The sequence below is a fragment of the uncultured Paenibacillus sp. genome, assembly GCF_963515335.1.
Lineage (GTDB): Bacteria > Bacillota > Bacilli > Paenibacillales > Paenibacillaceae > Paenibacillus_I.
Genome location: NZ_CAUPYC010000079.1, coordinates 1 through 17,677, shown reverse-complemented (window position 1 = coordinate 17,677; position 17,677 = coordinate 1). Strand labels below are relative to the sequence as shown.

Annotated in this window: 21 protein-coding genes and 1 pseudogene; 9 read left to right on the top strand and 13 right to left on the bottom strand. The window is 54.4% G+C overall.

The window, feature by feature from the left end:
• Positions 1-6: 6 nt before the first annotated feature.
• Entirely contained in the window at positions 7-1,020 is a 1,014-nt protein-coding gene (locus RWM61_RS18010; RefSeq protein ID WP_314003372.1) for an ABC transporter substrate-binding protein, read from the bottom strand.
• A gap of 534 nt (positions 1,021-1,554) precedes the next feature.
• Between RWM61_RS18010 and yyaC the strand changes: the two genes are divergently transcribed.
• Positions 1,555-2,163, top strand: coding sequence for a spore protease YyaC (gene yyaC / locus RWM61_RS18005; protein ID WP_314003369.1), 609 nt, complete (start codon positions 1,555-1,557; stop codon positions 2,161-2,163).
• A 188-nt stretch (positions 2,164-2,351) separates the two neighbouring features.
• A complete protein-coding gene (locus RWM61_RS18000) occupies positions 2,352-2,567 on the top strand; it encodes a hypothetical protein (protein ID WP_314003367.1) in 216 nt (71 codons plus the stop codon).
• A gap of 49 nt (positions 2,568-2,616) precedes the next feature.
• On the opposite strand, the gene RWM61_RS17995 is transcribed toward RWM61_RS18000, so the two are convergent.
• Positions 2,617-3,549 carry a DMT family transporter gene (locus RWM61_RS17995; RefSeq protein ID WP_314003365.1) on the bottom strand — a complete coding sequence of 311 codons (933 nt, stop codon included), beginning with the start codon at positions 3,547-3,549 and terminating at the stop codon, positions 2,617-2,619.
• Positions 3,550-3,783: 234 nt separating this feature from the next.
• Between RWM61_RS17995 and RWM61_RS17990 the strand changes: the two genes are divergently transcribed.
• Positions 3,784-4,053, top strand: a complete 270-nt coding sequence (locus tag RWM61_RS17990; protein ID WP_314003363.1) for a GlsB/YeaQ/YmgE family stress response membrane protein — start codon at positions 3,784-3,786, stop codon at positions 4,051-4,053.
• Between the two features lie 212 nt (positions 4,054-4,265).
• Here the strand turns inward: RWM61_RS17990 and RWM61_RS17985 are convergent, their stop codons facing one another.
• On the bottom strand, positions 4,266-4,469 hold the full coding sequence (locus tag RWM61_RS17985; RefSeq protein WP_314003360.1) for a hypothetical protein: 204 nt from the start codon (positions 4,467-4,469) through the stop codon (positions 4,266-4,268).
• A 116-nt stretch (positions 4,470-4,585) separates the two neighbouring features.
• On the opposite strand from RWM61_RS17985, the gene RWM61_RS17980 reads away from it, so the two are divergent.
• The 3 genes from RWM61_RS17980 to RWM61_RS17970 all read left to right on the top strand — a co-directional run bounded on the left by RWM61_RS17980 (position 4,586) and on the right by RWM61_RS17970 (position 6,583).
• Complete coding sequence (locus RWM61_RS17980) at positions 4,586-5,326, top strand: copper amine oxidase N-terminal domain-containing protein (RefSeq protein WP_314003357.1); 741 nt, start codon at positions 4,586-4,588, stop codon at positions 5,324-5,326.
• 349 nt (positions 5,327-5,675) lie between these two features.
• Positions 5,676-5,981, top strand: a complete 306-nt coding sequence (locus tag RWM61_RS17975) for a DUF6922 domain-containing protein (protein WP_314003355.1) — start codon at positions 5,676-5,678, stop codon at positions 5,979-5,981.
• A complete protein-coding gene (locus RWM61_RS17970; protein WP_314003353.1) occupies positions 5,939-6,583 on the top strand; it encodes a nucleotidyl transferase AbiEii/AbiGii toxin family protein in 645 nt (214 codons plus the stop codon). The genes RWM61_RS17975 and RWM61_RS17970 overlap by 43 nt, the downstream gene beginning before the upstream one ends.
• Before the next feature lie 149 nt (positions 6,584-6,732).
• Here RWM61_RS17970 and RWM61_RS17965 read toward each other — a convergent pair.
• The 6 genes and pseudogenes from RWM61_RS17965 to RWM61_RS17940 form a co-directional block, all read right to left on the bottom strand.
• Positions 6,733-6,993 (bottom strand): annotated as a pseudogene (locus RWM61_RS17965) (SDR family oxidoreductase); the annotation flags it as partial.
• 69 nt (positions 6,994-7,062) lie between these two features.
• Positions 7,063-7,365 carry a type II toxin-antitoxin system RelE/ParE family toxin gene (locus tag RWM61_RS17960; RefSeq protein WP_314003351.1) on the bottom strand — a complete coding sequence of 101 codons (303 nt, stop codon included), beginning with the start codon at positions 7,363-7,365 and terminating at the stop codon, positions 7,063-7,065.
• Positions 7,352-7,624, bottom strand: a complete 273-nt coding sequence (locus tag RWM61_RS17955; protein ID WP_314003349.1) for a type II toxin-antitoxin system Phd/YefM family antitoxin — start codon at positions 7,622-7,624, stop codon at positions 7,352-7,354. The genes RWM61_RS17960 and RWM61_RS17955 overlap by 14 nt, the downstream gene beginning before the upstream one ends.
• Positions 7,625-7,839: 215 nt before the next feature.
• Entirely contained in the window at positions 7,840-8,736 is an 897-nt protein-coding gene (locus tag RWM61_RS17950; protein ID WP_314003348.1) for a carbohydrate ABC transporter permease, read from the bottom strand.
• A complete protein-coding gene (locus RWM61_RS17945; protein ID WP_314003346.1) occupies positions 8,726-9,598 on the bottom strand; it encodes a sugar ABC transporter permease in 873 nt (290 codons plus the stop codon). The genes RWM61_RS17950 and RWM61_RS17945 overlap by 11 nt, the downstream gene beginning before the upstream one ends.
• Positions 9,599-9,695: 97 nt before the next feature.
• Positions 9,696-11,063 carry a sugar ABC transporter substrate-binding protein gene (locus RWM61_RS17940; RefSeq protein ID WP_314003345.1) on the bottom strand — a complete coding sequence of 456 codons (1,368 nt, stop codon included), beginning with the start codon at positions 11,061-11,063 and terminating at the stop codon, positions 9,696-9,698.
• Between the two features lie 407 nt (positions 11,064-11,470).
• Between RWM61_RS17940 and RWM61_RS17935 the strand changes: the two genes are divergently transcribed.
• The gene (locus RWM61_RS17935; RefSeq protein ID WP_314003343.1) at positions 11,471-12,340 is read left to right on the top strand and encodes an AraC family transcriptional regulator; all 870 of its coding nucleotides are present in this window, start codon (positions 11,471-11,473) and stop codon (positions 12,338-12,340) included.
• 102 nt (positions 12,341-12,442) lie between these two features.
• Here RWM61_RS17935 and RWM61_RS17930 read toward each other — a convergent pair whose 3' ends face one another.
• A complete protein-coding gene (locus RWM61_RS17930) occupies positions 12,443-13,906 on the bottom strand; it encodes a peptidase G2 autoproteolytic cleavage domain-containing protein (RefSeq protein ID WP_314003341.1) in 1,464 nt (487 codons plus the stop codon).
• 130 nt (positions 13,907-14,036) lie between these two features.
• On the opposite strand from RWM61_RS17930, the gene RWM61_RS17925 reads away from it, so the two are divergent.
• On the top strand, positions 14,037-14,963 hold the full coding sequence (locus RWM61_RS17925; protein WP_314003339.1) for an NAD-dependent epimerase/dehydratase family protein: 927 nt from the start codon (positions 14,037-14,039) through the stop codon (positions 14,961-14,963).
• Between the two features lie 42 nt (positions 14,964-15,005).
• Here the strand turns inward: RWM61_RS17925 and RWM61_RS17920 are convergent, their stop codons facing one another.
• The 3 genes from RWM61_RS17920 to RWM61_RS17910 are packed head-to-tail and all read right to left on the bottom strand — an operon-like array spanning position 15,006 to position 16,825.
• On the bottom strand, positions 15,006-15,395 hold the full coding sequence (locus RWM61_RS17920) for a hypothetical protein (protein ID WP_314003337.1): 390 nt from the start codon (positions 15,393-15,395) through the stop codon (positions 15,006-15,008).
• 14 nt (positions 15,396-15,409) lie between these two features.
• Positions 15,410-16,471: a glycosyltransferase family 4 protein gene (locus RWM61_RS17915; protein WP_314003335.1), complete on the bottom strand. Its 1,062-nt coding sequence runs from the start codon at positions 16,469-16,471 to the stop codon at positions 15,410-15,412.
• A gap of 18 nt (positions 16,472-16,489) precedes the next feature.
• Positions 16,490-16,825, bottom strand: a complete 336-nt coding sequence (locus tag RWM61_RS17910) for a hypothetical protein (protein WP_314003333.1) — start codon at positions 16,823-16,825, stop codon at positions 16,490-16,492.
• A 187-nt stretch (positions 16,826-17,012) separates the two neighbouring features.
• Between RWM61_RS17910 and RWM61_RS17905 the strand changes: the two genes are divergently transcribed.
• The gene (locus RWM61_RS17905) at positions 17,013-17,657 is read left to right on the top strand and encodes a DUF1796 family putative cysteine peptidase (protein ID WP_314003331.1); all 645 of its coding nucleotides are present in this window, start codon (positions 17,013-17,015) and stop codon (positions 17,655-17,657) included.
• The last annotated feature ends 20 nt before the right edge of the window (positions 17,658-17,677 follow it).

Below are 17,677 nucleotides of genomic sequence, written 5' to 3'. Positions count from 1 at the left end.
TTGGGTTTATATTTCGTGCGCTTCCTGTGGGCCTTCCTTGCGGGTGCCTTCCTTCACGAGCAAAACCCCCCTGGTGTATATTACCTCCCCCGCGATCAGGCCGCCCTTGCCGGCCACGCCCGTGCTTTTCCAGAACTTCACGGCGGTGGCGTCTTCCTTGCGGCCCCGGTCGGCGATGATTTTCTCGTAGCGGGCAATCACTTCGTCGCGCGGCGTTGTTCGGGCCCACTCGATCGCTTTGGCCGTCGCCTCCACAAACTTGCGGGCGGCATTCGGATTTTCCTTGATGAATCGGTTGGTAAGCACATAGCTGCCTGCGCTGAACGTCCCGAACAAATCTTTGTCAGTGAAAAGCGGATGGATGCCGCCCCGCTCGAGCGCTTTATCCCGCAAAACGCCTCCGAGCGTGGCCACGTCGATCTGGTTGGCCCGCAGCGTCTGCTCCGTCGTCACCGGCGGCACAACCACCAAGGTGACCTGCTCGATTTCCTCCTTGGTCAATCCCTCCCTGTGCAGATACTCCTTGATGACAAATTCGTGGTGGGCGCCGAGCGTATTGACCGCGATCTTTTTGCCGATCAGGTCTCTCGCCGTCTTGATCGGACTGCCGTCCAGCACGTAGTAGCCGGTCCACGTGTTGTCGTCGACGCCGTAGTACGCGATAACCGGCGTGATCGGAGCTTTGGCGGCCAGCAGCTTGACGATCGCTCCGTTAAAAGCGCCGCCGAAGTCGGTATCCCCGGTCACCACCGATTGAATATCCTGGGGACCGCTGATCGTGTTGCCGATGAACTTGAGCTTGAGCGGCGCCAGATAGCCGAGATCCTCCGCCAGCTCCGGGTAAGTGACCGCGCCGACGCCCCCCTGGTAGCGGAGCTCCGTGACCTCAATACCGCCGGCGGCGGGAGCACCCGTAGCGGAGCTTTCTCCCTTGCCGCAGCCCGCCAGCGCCAGCGAAGCCGTTAACGCCAATATGGCGGCGGCGGCCACCGCCCGTTTTGCCCGCAACCGATTGACCATAGCCATAACCTCCACAACCTAAGATTGAACTGCAATCACGATAAGCCGGGCAGCCGAACGACAAATGCGCATAAAAAAAGACACATTCATCCAAACGATGATTGTGTCTCCGGCGGTCCGGTCGATATAATCCTCTAATACCCATTGACTTACTATGATTTAACGTCATGTTACTCCCTGCACCTCTCTCTGTCAATACTTATTGCGTAATTTTTTCATGAGACAAAATGTATCTTTCTGCCATAGATGAAGCTATAAAAATGTATCCGCCCCGGCTTACCGAAGCGGAACGTTTAGGAATTCAAAAGATGCACAATAAATTAACAGATTCCTGTAAGCCGCTATATCAAAGGGTTTATTCTTATCTATTAATTATGGTTGTCGAATGATGTCTGTTTTTATTTCTCATCTGCACGCACATTGCGACAACATTCTTATGATACGTTTTGTACCCTGTTACTAATCATCAGACTGGCGGTATATTTCAAGTAGAGTGATTCAACGAATCGATTCGCTCGCGGAGAGGAGCTCCCTATGAAAATAGCGACCGTCCATAACGAGCCGTTAAAAGTTCCTTATACGAATCCGACCGCCTTTCTCCAGCTCACAGAGCGACTGGTCGGCCACCTCGAAGGGGTTCATTCCGGACGAAGAATTGCCGTTGTTTGCGTCGGCACCGACCGGTGCACGGGCGATTCGCTCGGTCCGCTGGCCGGCTCCGCGCTCAGCAAATTCCGTTCCCCCATGTTCGACCTGTACGGCACGCTTGAATCGCCCGTGCATGCGCTGAATTTGGACGAAACGCTGCAGGATCTCCACCGCAAAACACGCAATCCATTCATCATCGGCATCGATGCTTCTCTCGGACAAGCTTCCAGCGTGGGATGCATCGAAGTCGGCGAGGGCCCGGTATTGCCGGGAGCGGGCGTCAAAAAGCAGCTTCCTCCCGTCGGCGACATTCATATGACCGGCATTGTGAACGTAGGAGGCTTCGCGGAAGTCATAGTGCTGCAAAATACGCGTTTGCACGTCGTCATGTGCATGGCGGAGCTCATTTCAAGGAGCCTGTTCAGAGCGGTGTCGATTACGGCAAAGGGACAACAGGAGATCGCCGCGGCCTCCGCGGCAGCCCGGTCTTATTGACCGTTTCGCGTATAGAAAGCAGGCTGCTCGCCAGCCTGCTTTTTGCTTCGATGAACGACCGCTTATAATAGGGTATGATAAGGGTAACGGACGCCTGAAGAGGAGGATGCCAAATGGCTGAGATCGCGGTAGAGCCGCCGGCTGCGTAATGGTACAAGCGGGAAATGGGTTTAAACGACGGAGATTTCGTGCGAATTTTCGTTCGCCTGGGAGGCTTCGAAACCGTCAAACCCGGTTATTCGCTCGGCGTGATGAAAGACAGCCCGACGAATCCCGCCTTGCAGACAACAGTCGAGGGCGTCACCTTTTACATGGAAGAAGCGAACGTCTGGTATTTGGGCGAAAAAAAGCTTCACATCGAGTTTGATCCGGGCTGTGAGGATATCCGAATGAACATCGTCTGAACAAAATGACAGCTTTCAAGCTCTAACAGAACGACAGAGGGATTGCCGCCTACCCGCGCGATCCCTCTTGCGGCTGTCCATTTTTCTTCGTGCGGTTCGTCATGTACACGCCGGTAATGATCAGCAATGCGCCGAGCACATGGTAGATCCGAATCGATTCACCGGTGAAAATCGTCGCGAATATCGCGCTGAACAACGGAATCAGGTTCAGAAAACCGGCGCAGCGCTGCGGACCGGCCAGCTCGATCGCCCGGTTCCAGGAAAGGAAAGCAACGATTGAAGCGAACAAGCCCAAATAAATGATCCCGCTAACAACCGCGAGCGACGGTGCTTCCGCAATTTTTCCGGATTCCTCAAGCAGAAGCTCCGCCAGGGAGAGCGGCATCAGCAGCGCAACCGCGACAGCCGTCTGCACCAGCAGCAGGGCGCTCGGCGGGAAGAGCCCCGCCGCCTTTTTCATTCCGACCGAGTACATTGCCCAGCAGAGGACGGCAAGCAGCATCAGAAGATCGCCTTTATTGAACGAGAGGCCAAGCAGCGCTTCCAGGCTGCCGCGGCCGACAATCCACAGGACGCCCGCCATCGATACCAGAATCCCCGGCATCGCCGCCCAGGCCAATTTCTCTTTCATCATGAGCGACGCCAGCATGACGACCAGAATGGGCGTCGCCGAATTCATAAGCGCCGCATTGATCGAGCCCGTATACTGCACGGCCATATAGGTCAGCGTATTGAAGCCCGCCACTCCGGTCGCGGATAAAAACAAGACCGTTTTCCAACGGCTTATGTATTCCCGGCGCTGCCGCCAAGCCTGCCTGCCGAAGAAAGGAAGCAGGCACAGGAAGGCGACGCCCCACCGGGCGGCGGCGAGCGTCACCGGCGGAATCGAGTCCACCAGCGCTTTGCCGGCCACAAAATTGCTTCCCCATATGCAGGTGGCCAGCACCAGCAGCAGATAGGGGGAATTTCCAAGCTTCATCATCCGTCTCCTCCCGCATAACCAAAAACAGACCGATGCGCGTCAGTCTGCTAAGTATAGTATATTCGGAGCAATATTTCACGTTGAATCGAAATTGTGCAAGTCCCGAAAAAACGTCAGGTACTCCGCCGGATACAGCCTTTCAGGCCGCTTCGGAAAGGCTTGGATGTTTAGCTCCCGGTCAGGCGGGTAATGAGAGGCAGATAAACAGAAAACATACAAAGGGAGATGGGAAACATGGAATTCTTATGGTATCTTATCGTCGGTGGTATTATCGGCTGGCTCGCAGGTCTGATCGTCGGACGCGACATCCCAGGCGGGATCATCGGTAACATTATTGCAGGTATTATCGGGGCATGGCTCGGGGGAGCGCTGCTAGGCGAATGGGGTCCGGAAACGGGCGACATTTACCTGATTCCGGCACTGATCGGCGCGATCGTCCTTGTGCTTGTCGTCAGCGCGATCCTGCGTGCGATGCGCGGCCGCGACCGTCACGTGACTCACTGACCGCAAGGCTGGCGAAACGTATCGTATATTGGCTTCATGAAAAGGGTCTTCGGCGCTTCACCGAAAGGTGAAATCCCGAAGGCTTTTTTTTGCCCTTTTCGCCGTTTGCGGTCGCGGTGGACGGTTTGCGATTGGCGGTCGCCGTTGGCGGCTGGCTTTACAATCAAGGAGCTGTCGCGAAGCCGGCGGACTTCGGACAGCCCCTTGCCTGTTCAGTAGTGGATTTTGACGTTGTCCTTGCCGGAATGCTCGATTTTTAACAGAAGGAATCCTTTGTCATCCAGGTATTTCCAGCCAACCGGCGCCTGTTCGAGATTGTCCTGACGGAAAATCTCCCGGCCGTTTACCGTCACCTTCCTCGGCTGCCCGCGTCCGGCGATCATGGCATAGGTCGTTTCCCCCGCGGTGTAATTCAAATCAAACGCCGCCAGATTCCGCGTGTCGGAAGGCGAGCGATCTTCTATACCCGCGACGGGACGGCGCGAGAAGCACGATCAAGCGCTTTGTCCGGGATCTGGATCCTGCGCAGGCGTTGTCTCGCACTTATAATTACGCAGGCCGTTTTATCGCCGGGCCGCATGACGGCAAGCTGTTCGTCCAAGGCGGCGATAACCGGTTATACGGCATCAAGCTGGTCGATAATCAAACCGTCCCGTATGCGGGTATCCAGACGCCTATCGCGCGATTGGACCTGAAAGGCAGAGGTATGTACGTTGGAGAAAGCGACGGCCAGTTTTCCTTCCTGGACGTTCGAACCGGCAATGCGATCGGCCGTGTGCAGACCGGAGGCAAACGATTCGGTCCGACCCTTGTCGAGAACGGCATCGTGCTGATTCAAACGGAGAACAAGCTGATTGCCGTTACCCAGCCTGCCGTGTTGAAGGAGCCGGAACGGCGGAGCTCGTTCGATTACAAGGACGCAAACGCCAATGTGAACATTAACGGGCAAGCCCATACGCTGACCCCGGGCGCCGTTATCATTAACAACAGCATCTACCTTCCGTTAAAGCCTGCGATTACGGCTCTGGGCGGCAAAATTGCGTACAACACGGCTACGGGGAAGACGCAAATCACGCTGGGAAACAAATCGGTGGCGATCGCCGCGGAAAGCTATTCGGCGAGGGACAACACAACGAATCAGCCGATCTCGCTCCAGACAGCTCCCCAGACTATAAATGGCTCCCTGTACCTGTCGGCTTCCGAAGCACGACGGCTGCTGGGAATGAAAGCGGCCTGGGATACCGCGACCCGAACGTTGTCATTGGAGGCGTAACCGAGCTGAGCGGTGAATTGAAGCCGGAGCGACTGTTTAGACTCAAACAAGCAGCCATTTAAACGATGCCGTTACTTGCGGTACGGTTCTCCGCGCTGTCTGTAACGGCATGTTTTTTGTGACAATTGCATTGAATTTGCCGCTACTTGCGGTACGGTTCAGCGTATCATCGCTAAGCCGAAATTCACTTGTGGTATTTTACGCATCACCGCTAAGAAAAAATTTCGTACACCGCGGCGTGAAACAATACGAAAGCGGTTCATTCCGTTGTTATGAATGAAGGGCTTGGTTTGACCATTCATAAATTGTACAATAATAGTAACGAATGCTGCTGTGGAGGCGAATGAGGATGCCTGACCTGCATAAACAAATTCCTGCTGATTTCAACCCGTTTTTCTGGGATGTACATATCGAACAGTTGGAACCTGACGTCCACAGACGCTTTATCATTGAACGGCTTCTTAACGAAGGCGACCATTATACCTTACAATGGCTTTTCCACACTTATACCATTGATGACATTCGCCAGACGGTTCAATCCAGCCGAAACTTATCCCGTAAGACAGCACGGTACTGGCAAACCTATTTCAATCTCGAGGAGGAGGAGATGCGTTGTTTTGGAATGTCATTGACCAAGCCAGACAATCTGTTCTGAACCATATCCTTGAATCTGAGCCTGTACCCGATTGTTATCTGGCGGGCGGAACCGCGTTGGCACTTTTGCTGGGGCATCGCGAATCAATCGACTTCGACTGGTTTACTCCAACCCCCTTTACCTCTGAGCAAATTGAAGGCGGCTTGTCCAACTGCGGACAACTGATGATCACAGAGGCTAAGCCGAATACATTCCATGGCATTTTTAATGGCGTTCAGGTTACTTGGCTATATTATCCGCGCCCCCTTCTTGATCTCCTAATCGTATCAGCCGATATGCCCAATTTGAAAATGGCTTCTTTACTCGACATCGGCATCATGAAATTAATTGCAGCCAGTCAACGGGGAGCTAAGAAAGATTTTATTGATTTGTATGCTCTGGAGCAGCACGGTATTTCCGTGTCAACTCTCATCTCACGACTTTCTGACAAGTTCCCTGGAAGCTCCATTAATTACTATCACATCGTCAAAAGCTTGGTCTTCTTCGAGGATGCTGAACAGGAGCCCATGCCTCGCATGCTGTACGCGATTGAATGGAATGCAGTGAAAGATCACTTTATCCGCTTACAAAAACCTCTACTCGATTGTATTGCTAATGTTTGAATCGAATGGCAAGAGTCTTTTCAGAGTTATTCCTGCCTGATAATTGCCCTTAAGGATGATACACCATTTATTTGTGGTACGGTTCACCACGTCGTCTGAAACGGCAAGTTTTGCTGAAGAAGGGGCGCCGAATCCGGCGCCCCTTGGGCTTAAATAGACATTCCACCCGAGACCTCGATACGCTGCCTACCTAGCTCCTTTGCCAAATAGCGTGTCAGAACCTCAATCGCACCCTTCATGGACGCGTAGGCGCCGCTCCCCGGCACTGAGAAGCGAGTAAGGCCAGTAGAGATATTCACGATCCGCCCGCCATCATTGATGAGCGGAAGGAGCTTCTGCGTCAGAAAGAAAACTCCTTTGAAGTGTACGTTGAAGAGGTTATCCAGCTCTTCTTCGGTCGTCTGATCGAATGCGTCGCGACGGCCTTGCGACCCGCCTTGCCCACGAGTTGGACAACTTTCGTCTGATTGGCATTATAATTACAATAGAAATTCGTATTGCCGTTTACCATGTAATATACGCCTGATCTGCACTACATCGCCCATGACAACATAAAACACCAGATAACGATGCACCGCCAACACGCGGTAACCTTTGGCTCGAAGAACAGGGTTTTTCATCAACGGATACCGAAATGGAAACTCCGCAAGTGATGCCACATGCTCCACGATCTCATCGTACAGCTTGATATCATCAAAAGATGTCTGTTCATTGATATAGTCGATTATGTCCTGTAAATCCCGTTTCGCGGCAGGAAAGATCAGAACCTTATATTTTTCCACGAATGCTCGACCTCAGCTTCTGGGCTACTTCCAAGAAATCCTCTCCGACAGCGCCGTTTGCAATTTCAGCTTCAGCTTCGGACAACTTGCTGTAAAGCTCAATTAAAGCTTGCTGGCGTTCATAATCCTCGATACTCATAACAACCATGTCTCCCGTTCCATTCTTGGTGATAAAGACAGGCACCCGTTCTCTATGGCAAAATTCGGAAATTTCATTGGCATGATTACGCAAATCTGAAATAGGACGAATTGTAGGCATGTGCTCACTCCTTTTAACGAAATTGCTCTTGGTACAATTATAGCATAATTACGAGTAAATTACGTATCTAATTATGAGCAAGTCGGAAATATTAGATGCTTCATGTAAAGCTGAAAAAAATGGGGCTGCCGCTAGCGGCAGCCCGTTCGCAATTCGAGAGCAAGAGAAATCAGCTTGATGATTGATGATACATCCGTATCACTTTCTTGCACCCCCTATCCCTTGCTTCCCGTCATCGCAATCCCTTCGATAATTTGCCGTTGGGCCAACAGATACACGATCAGCACCGGCGTAACCGCGATCGCGGTTCCCGCCATCATCAGCGGCCAATCGGCCACATACAAGCCTTTGAACATGTTGAGCATCAGAGGCACCGTGTATTTCTCAGGCGTGCTGAGGAAAACAAGCGGCTCCATAAATTGATTCCAGATATCCTTGAAAGCGAAAATCCCGAACGCGGCGAGCGCCGTCCTTGTAAGCGGCAAAATGACATGCCAATAGATTTGCAGCGGATTGGCTCCATCGATGACGGCCGCCTCCTGCAGCTCGTTCGGCAGCCCTTTGATAAATTGCCTGAGCATAAAGACGCCGAACGCCTTGAATATCGCCTCCGGCACGATCAGGGCGAGATGGGAATCCACCCAGTTGATTTGCTTCATAAAGACATACAGCGCGATAATGATCACCTGCTTCGGCACCATCATCGTCGCGATAAAGGCGATGAATATCACATTCGAGCCCCGAAACCGGATTTTCGCAAAAGCGTAAGCCGCCATCGAGCTGGTGAGCAGTTCGGCAGCCACCACAGTAATCGAAATATAAAAGCTGTTAAAGTAGGCGAGGTCGAACGGCATCGCGGTAAGCGTCCGGGAGAAGTTGGACCAGACGAACGGATCGGGGACCCACGTCGGCGGAATCATAAAAATTTGTCCCATATCCTTCAGCGAGCTGCTGATCGTCCACAGAAACGGGAAAAGGAATACGAGCGAGCCGCTGATGAGCAGCGCATGCAGCAGCAGACGGGACAGCGAGAACGACGAAGCTTTTCTCCGAACGGACGGGGCTGCCTTCGTCACGACGACGGATGCGTTGGTATCTGCTTCAGCCCTCATAATGCACCCACCTTTTCGAACCCCGGAATTGGATCAGCGTCAATCCCAAAATAATGACGAACAGCACGGTCGCCGCGGATGCGCTTTGTCCCATTTTAAATTCGATGAACGCCTTGTCGAAAATATGGTACACCAGCGTATAGCTCGCTTTGGCCGGCCCGCCGTTGGTCATGACGAACGCCTGGTCGAACACCTGGAAAGATCCGATGATCGCCACCGTCGTAATCAGGAAGGTCGTGGATGAGAGCAGCGGCAGGGTGATGTGCCAAAACTTGCGAAACCCGTTCGCTCCGTCGATTTCGGCGGCTTCATAATAAGTCGGCGATATGCCTTGCAGTCCCGCCAAAAAAATGACCATGTTGAACCCGAAGCCCCACCAGATGCTGAGCATCGCGATCGACGGAATAACCCAGGCGGTATCGGTCAGCCATTTCGGTCCCTGAATGCCTGCATAGCCGAGCAATTGGTTCAATATGCCGAAATCGCCGTTCAGAATCCACATCCAGATCACCCCGATGGAAACAGAGCTCGTGACGACGGGCATGAAGAAGAAGAGGCGATAGAACGTTTTGCCTCTCACTTTGTTCAGGGCGAGCGCTACCAATAAGCCCAAAACAACCGAGAGGGGAATCGTCAGAACGGTGTAATACACGGTGTTGAGCAGCGCCTTTTGAAAATCGGGGTCAGAGAACGTCGTGATGAAGTTAGCCAGGCCGATAAATTGTTTGGCTCCGAAACCGTCCCATTTCATCGTGCTCATGACAAATGTAAAAAACAAGGGGAAAACCCAGAATGCCAACAGCCCGATCAGTTGGGGCGCGATAAAAAAGTATCCCCAGAAATTTCTGTTGCGGTCCAGCATAGATGTATTCACCTACCGAATTCGTTTGGATGGAAGACAAAGGGAATCCGAAGATTCCCTTTGGATAAAGCCGCAGTGTAATGGAAGATCCCGCTATTTACTTGGCCGCCTCGGCCGTTTTCTCCTGCACCTTTTTGGTGATCGCCGCGATCGTCGCTTCCGGATCGGCTTTGCCGAGCAGCATCAGATCGTACAGCTCCTGAATATCTTGTCCGAGACCGGGAACCAGCGCCGCGGCCGCTCTCGGAGCTCCGAAGGAAACGCCTTTTTCACGAGCGTCGAGCAGATATTGCGCATGCTCCGGAATCCCTTTATCCGTCACGACATAATCGAGGCCCGCAATGGACGGAATGGCGTTGCCGGTGTCGGCGAGACGGGCTTCCTGGCCGGCTTTCGAGACGTAATACGTCAATACTTTCAGCGCTTCCGGCTGGTTTTTCGAATTCGCGTTCAGCGCCAGGTACGCAGCGGGAACCGCGGCGGTTTCCGTCTTGTTGCCCGTATTTGTCGGATAAGGAATGTAATCGAACTCAAGCGATTTGTTCTCGCTGAACATCGGAGTCAGCCAACGTCCGGCGCCGACCATTGCCACCTGCTGGGACATGAACATGGCGTCCTGCCCTTGGCCTTGCGGAAGCGAACCGGAATAAATCACGCCCCCGCCTTTGACCAGATCGGAGACGAACGCAAGCGCTTCCTTCGCCTTGTCGTTTTTGTCCATCACGTAATTGCCGTTCTCGTCGTACATTTCGCCGCCGTTGGACCAGATCCAGTTCAGCATCGGGCCCCACCAGTTTTCTTGCACAAAGCCGTATTTTTTCATCGATTGGAATGTCTCGGCTACCATTTTGAACGTCTCCCAGTTCCAGGAGCCTTCATCGAAATATTCCTGCGGGGTCTTGAGCCCTGCGTCCTTGAACAGCTTTTTATTGTAATAGAGCACCATCGGATTGCTGTCTACCGGCATACCGAAAATGTTCTCGCCCACTTTCGCGGGGCCCCAAAGTCCGGGAGCGAATTCATCCGGTTTGGCGTAGCTCAGCTCGGAATTCGCAAATTCGGTCAGGTCCACGATCGACTTGTTCTCGATCAGCTTGGACATCAGCCCGTCACCGACATAGAAGAGGTCCGGACCGGCGCCGCCGGACAACTCGGTCATGATTTTCTGCTCGTAATCGCCGGGAACCGGAATCAGCTTGATCTTGGTGTTCGGATTCTCTTTCATGAACGCATCAAGCGCTCTTTGGTACACTTTCAATTCAGCGGGATTGCCCCAAGCGGACATCGTCAGCTCCACTTTCTTGCCGGTCTCACCGCCCGCCGGAGCGTTCGTTTCTTTTGCGTTGCCCGCATTCCCGCCGGTCGTCGTATTTGCCGGCGCCCCGCCGTTATTGCCGCCGCAAGCCGCCAGAAAAATAGAAAAGATAAGAATAATTGAGATTGAAAGCGTAGTCATTTTTTTCATCGATCAATACCTCCGTAAAAGTTGTGGAATGCTGTGACGCTGCTCGCCTCATTGACTCTTACCGGGGTTTGGGCTTATAGTGGGGTTGGGTTTATTCTTTTTCTTTTGGCTCCCTTAGGGAGTCTTTTTTTATCCCCGTATCTTGCAAAAAATGCGCCTGCCGCCCCCTTCTTAACGCCTCTTCGGGTGCATCATCCTTCCGATAAACCCCACCTCCTCAAAAGAATAATAGAACATGACGGACGCTCCATGCACCGGACAGCCGGCGATCCGCCGGTTGCCTGAGAAAACTTTTTCAAAAATGGATATTGCGGTATCAACGCAGCGGATCATCCTGTGCTATAATTACTGTAATTCAGAAGCAATCGGAACCACAAGTGTAAAAAAATACGCGGAGGTGTATTTTATTGCTGTCTGGTTTGCCGAGGACATCCGTCGGATTTCACTTCAACCTGTCGTTTCCGATGATCATGCTGAAAGGTGTCGGCTGGGAAATCAACAGCTCCCACAGTTACAATTGGAACGGGCGGCAACGGCCGGAGGAGCAGTGCGTTTTCCAATATTCGGTGAGCGGACAGGGCGAGCTGGAGCATAACGGAAAAACGTACAAGCTCAAGCAGGGTGAAGCCTTTATGGTTGAAATTCCGGGCGACCACTGCTACCGGCTGCCGCCATGCTCCGATCACTGGGAAGTGCTGTATCTGGAATTCGACAAGAACGCGCTTCTATTATGGCGCCAGCTTCTTGCCATGAGCGGACCGGTGCTGTCCATTCCGGAGAATTCCGCCGTCCATTCGCTCATGTGGGATTTATACCGTAAGGCGGTCCGGAACGACATTCACCATGTTTACGAGGGCGCCAAGCTCGCTTACACGTTCATCATGGAGCTGATGTGTCTTGCCCATGAGCATCAGGCCAACCGGACGTCTACGTCGAAAACCGATCTTTGCAAGCGGTTTATCGAAACCCATTATGCCGAGCCGATCGGTTTGAATGAAATGGCTGCCGCCGCGCAGCTGTCGAAATATCACTTATCCAGGGAATTCGAGAAAAAGTTCGGGGTTTCCCCCATTCAATATTTAACGGAAATCCGTTTGGAAATCGCCTCGAAGCTCCTGCATGCTTCCTCCGACAACCTCGATTGCGTCGCCAAGCGCGTCGGGTTCTCGAGCAGCAATTACTTTCTCAAAGTATTTACGAAGCATTTCGGCCTCACGCCGACGCAATTCCGCAAAAAAAACAATTCGTACGAGGTCAGCCGCGTGCTGTTGACTTGAACGGAAAACAGCCATTCCCCGCTTGTCACAAGGGGAATGGCTGTAAGTTTCTATGAATCTTCTATCCTGCGGCGCTAATACAAGCAATCGAACATATAGCGGTCAGCGGAATAGGATCAGGACTTGATTCGGTCCCGTCCGCCGCAGAACGCGGTATCCATGTTCCGAAGGAGCGGCGATTCCGAAGTCGTTCGGACTGCAATAGCCGTTGCTTTCGCAAAGGCCGTTATCGCGAACGAGCAGCTTCCCGAGCATCCCGACGGCTACCCATTCGGGTCTTTGCGATCGCGGGATATAGGTTAGAGAAGGATCCCAAACAGGGTTCAATACAGGCGCGCGTTCCGTCCGTTCCGGCACAACCGTGTTTCCGTGCGCGTCCAGTACCGGCGGCAGCGTTACGTCGCGGTACAAGATTTCGCCCCATTCGGAGGTGGCGTACTTCCCTTTCCAGCGCAGCTCGCCGCCATCGGACAGAAACGCCGGTCTGGCGCTTGTGACGCCCGCAATGTAGTCGTCCCGGGCGGTCGCTTTACGAACTTTATGCCCGTCCAAGGCGACAAAATACCCGAACTCGATCGGATGCCCGTCCGCCGTTTCAAACATCTCCGCGTAATCCGCCGCGGGGCTTGTGACCGTTCCGTCGATTTTCACGTTGCCGTCGCTTAAAATTTTCGCCGCCAGGCCCGGAGTGGACGCATCGGTGCCGTTCGCCAGATACCAGGAATACGGCAGCTCATTCGCCGCGCCGAACCTTCCCATCACATGGACGCCTTCCAGCAGGTTCGCATCTGTGGACTGCCCTTCCGTGTGGGAAAAAAACCCGGATGCCAACGTGCCGACACCTTCCGCATGGGATGTAAAACCGCTCGCCACCGTTAACGCCCCCTCGGCATGGGCATTCTGGCCGGATGCGTCCGTCTGGTTCCCTTCGGCATGGGAGAGATCCCCGGAGGCCACGGAACGTTGTCCTTCGGCATGCGATGCGATCCCTGCCGCTTCCGTAAGGCTGCCCTCCGCATGGGACGCCCGGCCGCCGGCGACGGTCTGGTCGCCTTCGGCATGGGACGACTCCCCTTCCGCTCTCGTGCCTTGGCCTTCGGCATGGGAAACCGTCCCGCCAGCCGTCGTATTTTCACCTTCCGCATGGGAAGCGATGCCCGCTGCGAAAGTCAAACTTCCCTCGGCATGGGCAAACAAATTGGCGGCGAACGTGTTGGAGCCTTCCGCATGGGAACCCGCTCCCCCGGCAATCGTACCACTCCCCTCCGCATGGGAAGAAGCGCCGTCCGCCCGTGTAAACAGCCCTTCCGAGTGGGCGTTGTCCCCATTGGTTCTCGTCAGGTTGCCTTCCGCGTGCGAGGCGACACCGACCGCGACTGTATTCGTTCCTTCCGTATGCGATAAATCGCCCCTCGTATTGGTTTGAAACCCTTCCGCGTGCGAAGCGAAACCTTCCGCAAGCGTATTCGATCCCTCCGCGTGGGATGCGGCGCCGGTTGCGCGTGTTTGAAAACCTCCCGCATCCGAGCATGAACCCGTCGCGCTTCTGTTACAGCTGTTCGACATGTCTTTCATCCTTTCCACTGCTCGCATGCAGATCTCAAATATGAACGGAACCGGTCTTCTGTCCCGGTACCGTTTCCGCCCGCTTCACGTACAATACACAATCCGATACCATTGCGGGAGGCAGAAATATATGAAAACGGTGGTGACGGGAGGAGCCGGCTTTATCGGTTCCCATCTGGTAAACGAACTGATCGCCCTCGGCTTCGAGGTTCATGCAATCGACGATTTGTCTTCCGGCGACGCGAGCCGGGTGCATGCCGGGGCCGTGCTGCACACGGCGGATATCCGCGGCGCGGAAGCCCGGGAAACGATTAAGTCGGTGAAGCCGGACGTCATTTTTCATCTGGCCGCCCAGGCCGACGTTCAGCGCTCCATCCTCCAGCCGGGTTTCGACACCGATGTGAACGTCCTCGGGACGCTGAACGTGCTGGAAGCCGCCCGGGACGCCGACGTCCGCAAAATCGTCTTTGCGTCCACCTCCGGCGTCTACGGGAATTTGCAAAAAGAGCTCCTGACGGAGAACGATCCGACCGTGCCGATTTCCTTCTACGGCTTATCCAAGCTGGCAGCCGAGCATTATATCCGCCTGTACAATCAGTTCCACGGATTGGCTTACACGGTGCTCCGCTACGGCAACGTTTACGGACCCGGCCAGACGGTCAAGGGCGAGGGCGGCGTGGTGGCGGTATTTTTGGATCAAATCGAGAAAGGCCTGTCCCTTTTCGTCAACGGAGACGGGGAGCAAACCCGCGATTTCATTTATGTGAAGGACGTCGTTCAAGCCAATCTGGCGGCCGCCGAACGGGGAGACGGAGAAACGATTCATATCGCCACCGGATCGGGAACGTCCGTCAACCGGCTGGCCGCCATTCTTCAAAGCCTGCACGGCCGCCCTGTGCGGGTGCTGCACCGTCCGCGCAAAGCGGGAGACATACTCCATAGCCGCCTGGCCAACGCAAAAGCCCGCGGCCTGCTGCTGTGGAAGCCGCATTACGACATCGAACAAGGGCTGCGGGAAACGTACCTGGCCCGGTTCGGACGAGATGACCGTCGCTAAACGGCCGGTGCCGGCCTTCGATTCCCGGTCTTGGAGAAGGTGTCATTCGGCAAATACGGTTCCCTGCAGGGAATACGGCCCCGTAATCATGGCGCGCTCTTCCGAAGACCGGACAGTCAAATAGAAGACCTTCACGGACTTGCCGCCTCGTACGGTGCAGCTCTCCGAGGTCAGCGCTTTTTCAAAGCAGGTTTCCAGCGTCCAGTACACAACCTGCCCGTCGGGGGAATTTTCACGCAGCATGACCTCAAGCTCTCCCGTATCCCAGTGCACAGGCTTAGCCCAGCCGATCTCCGGCTTGAGCACGATGCGGTCGTTGGGAGCCAGGCCGTCCATATAAACGGAAGTAAGCACCAATTCCTCCTTCCCGACAGGAAACGGCGCAAAGCTGCCGGCGGAGGCTCCGGTCTTGCGGCTGTATTTTGTTGTCATGCGCATTCCGCCTTTCAAATCGAATTCAGCATATGGATGAAATGGTGGGCGTACAGATGCTGATTAAACCCTGCTTGGACATGCTGCTGCGCGGCGTTCCGGATATTCTCGCGCAGTATCGCGTCGTCCATCAATGCGCGGGCTTCCGCAACGGCATGCGCAATGTCGCCGAGCACGTAAAACTTGCCGGTCGCATTGTGATAAACCGATGTGGAGACCCCGTCGGAGTCGGTCGTCAGCACCGGGCACCTGCAGCTCATCGCTTCCAGTATGCCGTAGGGTGCGCCTTCCACCTTGGATGTCGACAGCAGCAAGCCTCCCGAATCCCCGACGGCCGATAAATAATGCTGCATGTCGGCATGCGGGACATTCGCCCGAACCGTTAATCGTTGTCCCAGCCCCAGCTCCGCAATCAACCGGGCAAATTGCTCCCGCTCGCCGGGAATCGAGATATTCGGGTCCTCGAACATCCACAGCTGCAGATCCGGATAATGATCGGTCAACCGGTGTCCGATGTGCAGGAACTCCCGCCAGTTTTTGTTGTCTTCGATCCTTCCCATCCACGCGACGATCGGGTTGGGAGGCTTGGCTCCCAAACGGTAGGTGAACGTTCCGGCATCGAAGCAGTTGTTGAAATGGAACTGGGGAATGTGCGGGAAAAGCTCCCGGAACAACGCGGCGATATGGGGGGTGTTCGGGTTCAACAGGGCAGAGGCATGAGCGTTTACAACCGGTACGGCGGACGTCAGCTGCGCCCTGGCCACCTCTTTCGGCCCGTAGCCCTGGATTTCCAGAATCAGCTTCCCTGCATAACCAAGAAGCCGCAATCGCTCGAAGCTCGCATGATCGGTCGTCACCACAACGGCCCGGTAATTTCCCGAATCCAGAATGTGTTTAAGCGCAATATCGTCCCTCGTTACATAAACCGGGAAATCGGTTGCGTTCTGCATACCCGCGCCCCACTGGTAATACAGGCAGTGCCCGCTGATTCCGTACTCCCGCAACACCCTGCACCGCTGGCGGTTCAGCGTTTCCACCCCGCCGCTCGGCACATAGTACACGAACAAAACATTCACTTGCCTCCACCCCCTGCCTCAGTGGATTCTTATAAAATTGTCCTGCGTAAACAAAGCGACCAGGCTCCCGTTGTTTTTGGCCGCCACGGTTGCTCCCAAAGTGTTGTAATGGTTGATATTGGTCACCAGAAGCAGGCTGAAGGGTGTGTAATGGGTCATAAGATCCGGGATCGTCGCCACCGCGCCCGCCGCCATATGGAACAGGGCGACATGAAACACCCCGTAAGGATTATAGCCGTGGGCAAGGATGTCGAACGCCTCCGACCCGATGTTGATTACGGTCAGGTCGACCGACTGGATGTACTGGGAGTCGATCGCCGTGTACGGTGCGGCCTCCAGACGAAGTATGGACATAACGGATGTTCCCTCCTGCGTAGCGGACTTTCTGCTAGTGTATGATCCGCACCGGCAAACGTAAGGGCATACTTGCCGGGCATAGCGCACAAATGCGCCCCCTATCTGCCATCATCCAAGCAAGGAAGAGGCCGTATGCATTCAATGGTACATAGCTTTTTTTCATTTGCCTAAAGGATGTGATCGCATGATGAAACTGGCCGATCTGAAAGGCGCTTACAGCGCCGTCTACAGTCTGGGCGACCTGTGCGTGGCGGCAATACAGCTCGAGAAAAACGGATTGCGGCCGCTCGCCGGTCCTTTGGACTGGATGTCCTCTCCCGATCTGTCGGACGTTAATCGGCTTCTGGCGAACCGGTTTGCCGGGTTTATGGACTATAGCCATCTTGCCGTGGAGGGGAAGGCAAGCGAACGGCTGTATCTCGTTAAGGAAACGGCTTACAACATTTACTCCAACCACGATTTCTTCACTCACAACAATTTCCCGCCGCATCTCGCCGCCTACCCCGAAGTAAAAGCCAAATACGACCGGCGCGTCGAGCGTTTCCTGCAGAAGGCCGCAAGCGGCAAACGAATCCTGTTCATCCGCACGGGCGGCACCCGCGAGCAGGCTGCCGAGCTTGAGGCTGTCCTGTCCCGGTTCGTCGTGCACGATTTTCGCGTCTTGCTCGTCAACCACACCGCTGTGGGGGGGCTGATCGAAGAACGGATCCCTCTGCGCCGCATATGCGCCGTACAAATTCCCGACGCGGAAATATGGAAGGGCAACGACCGCATCTGGTCGGAACTGCTAAGGGACATGACCTATGCACTTCGAGGTAAACGTTGGTAATTTTCCGGTTTGGGCGTAAC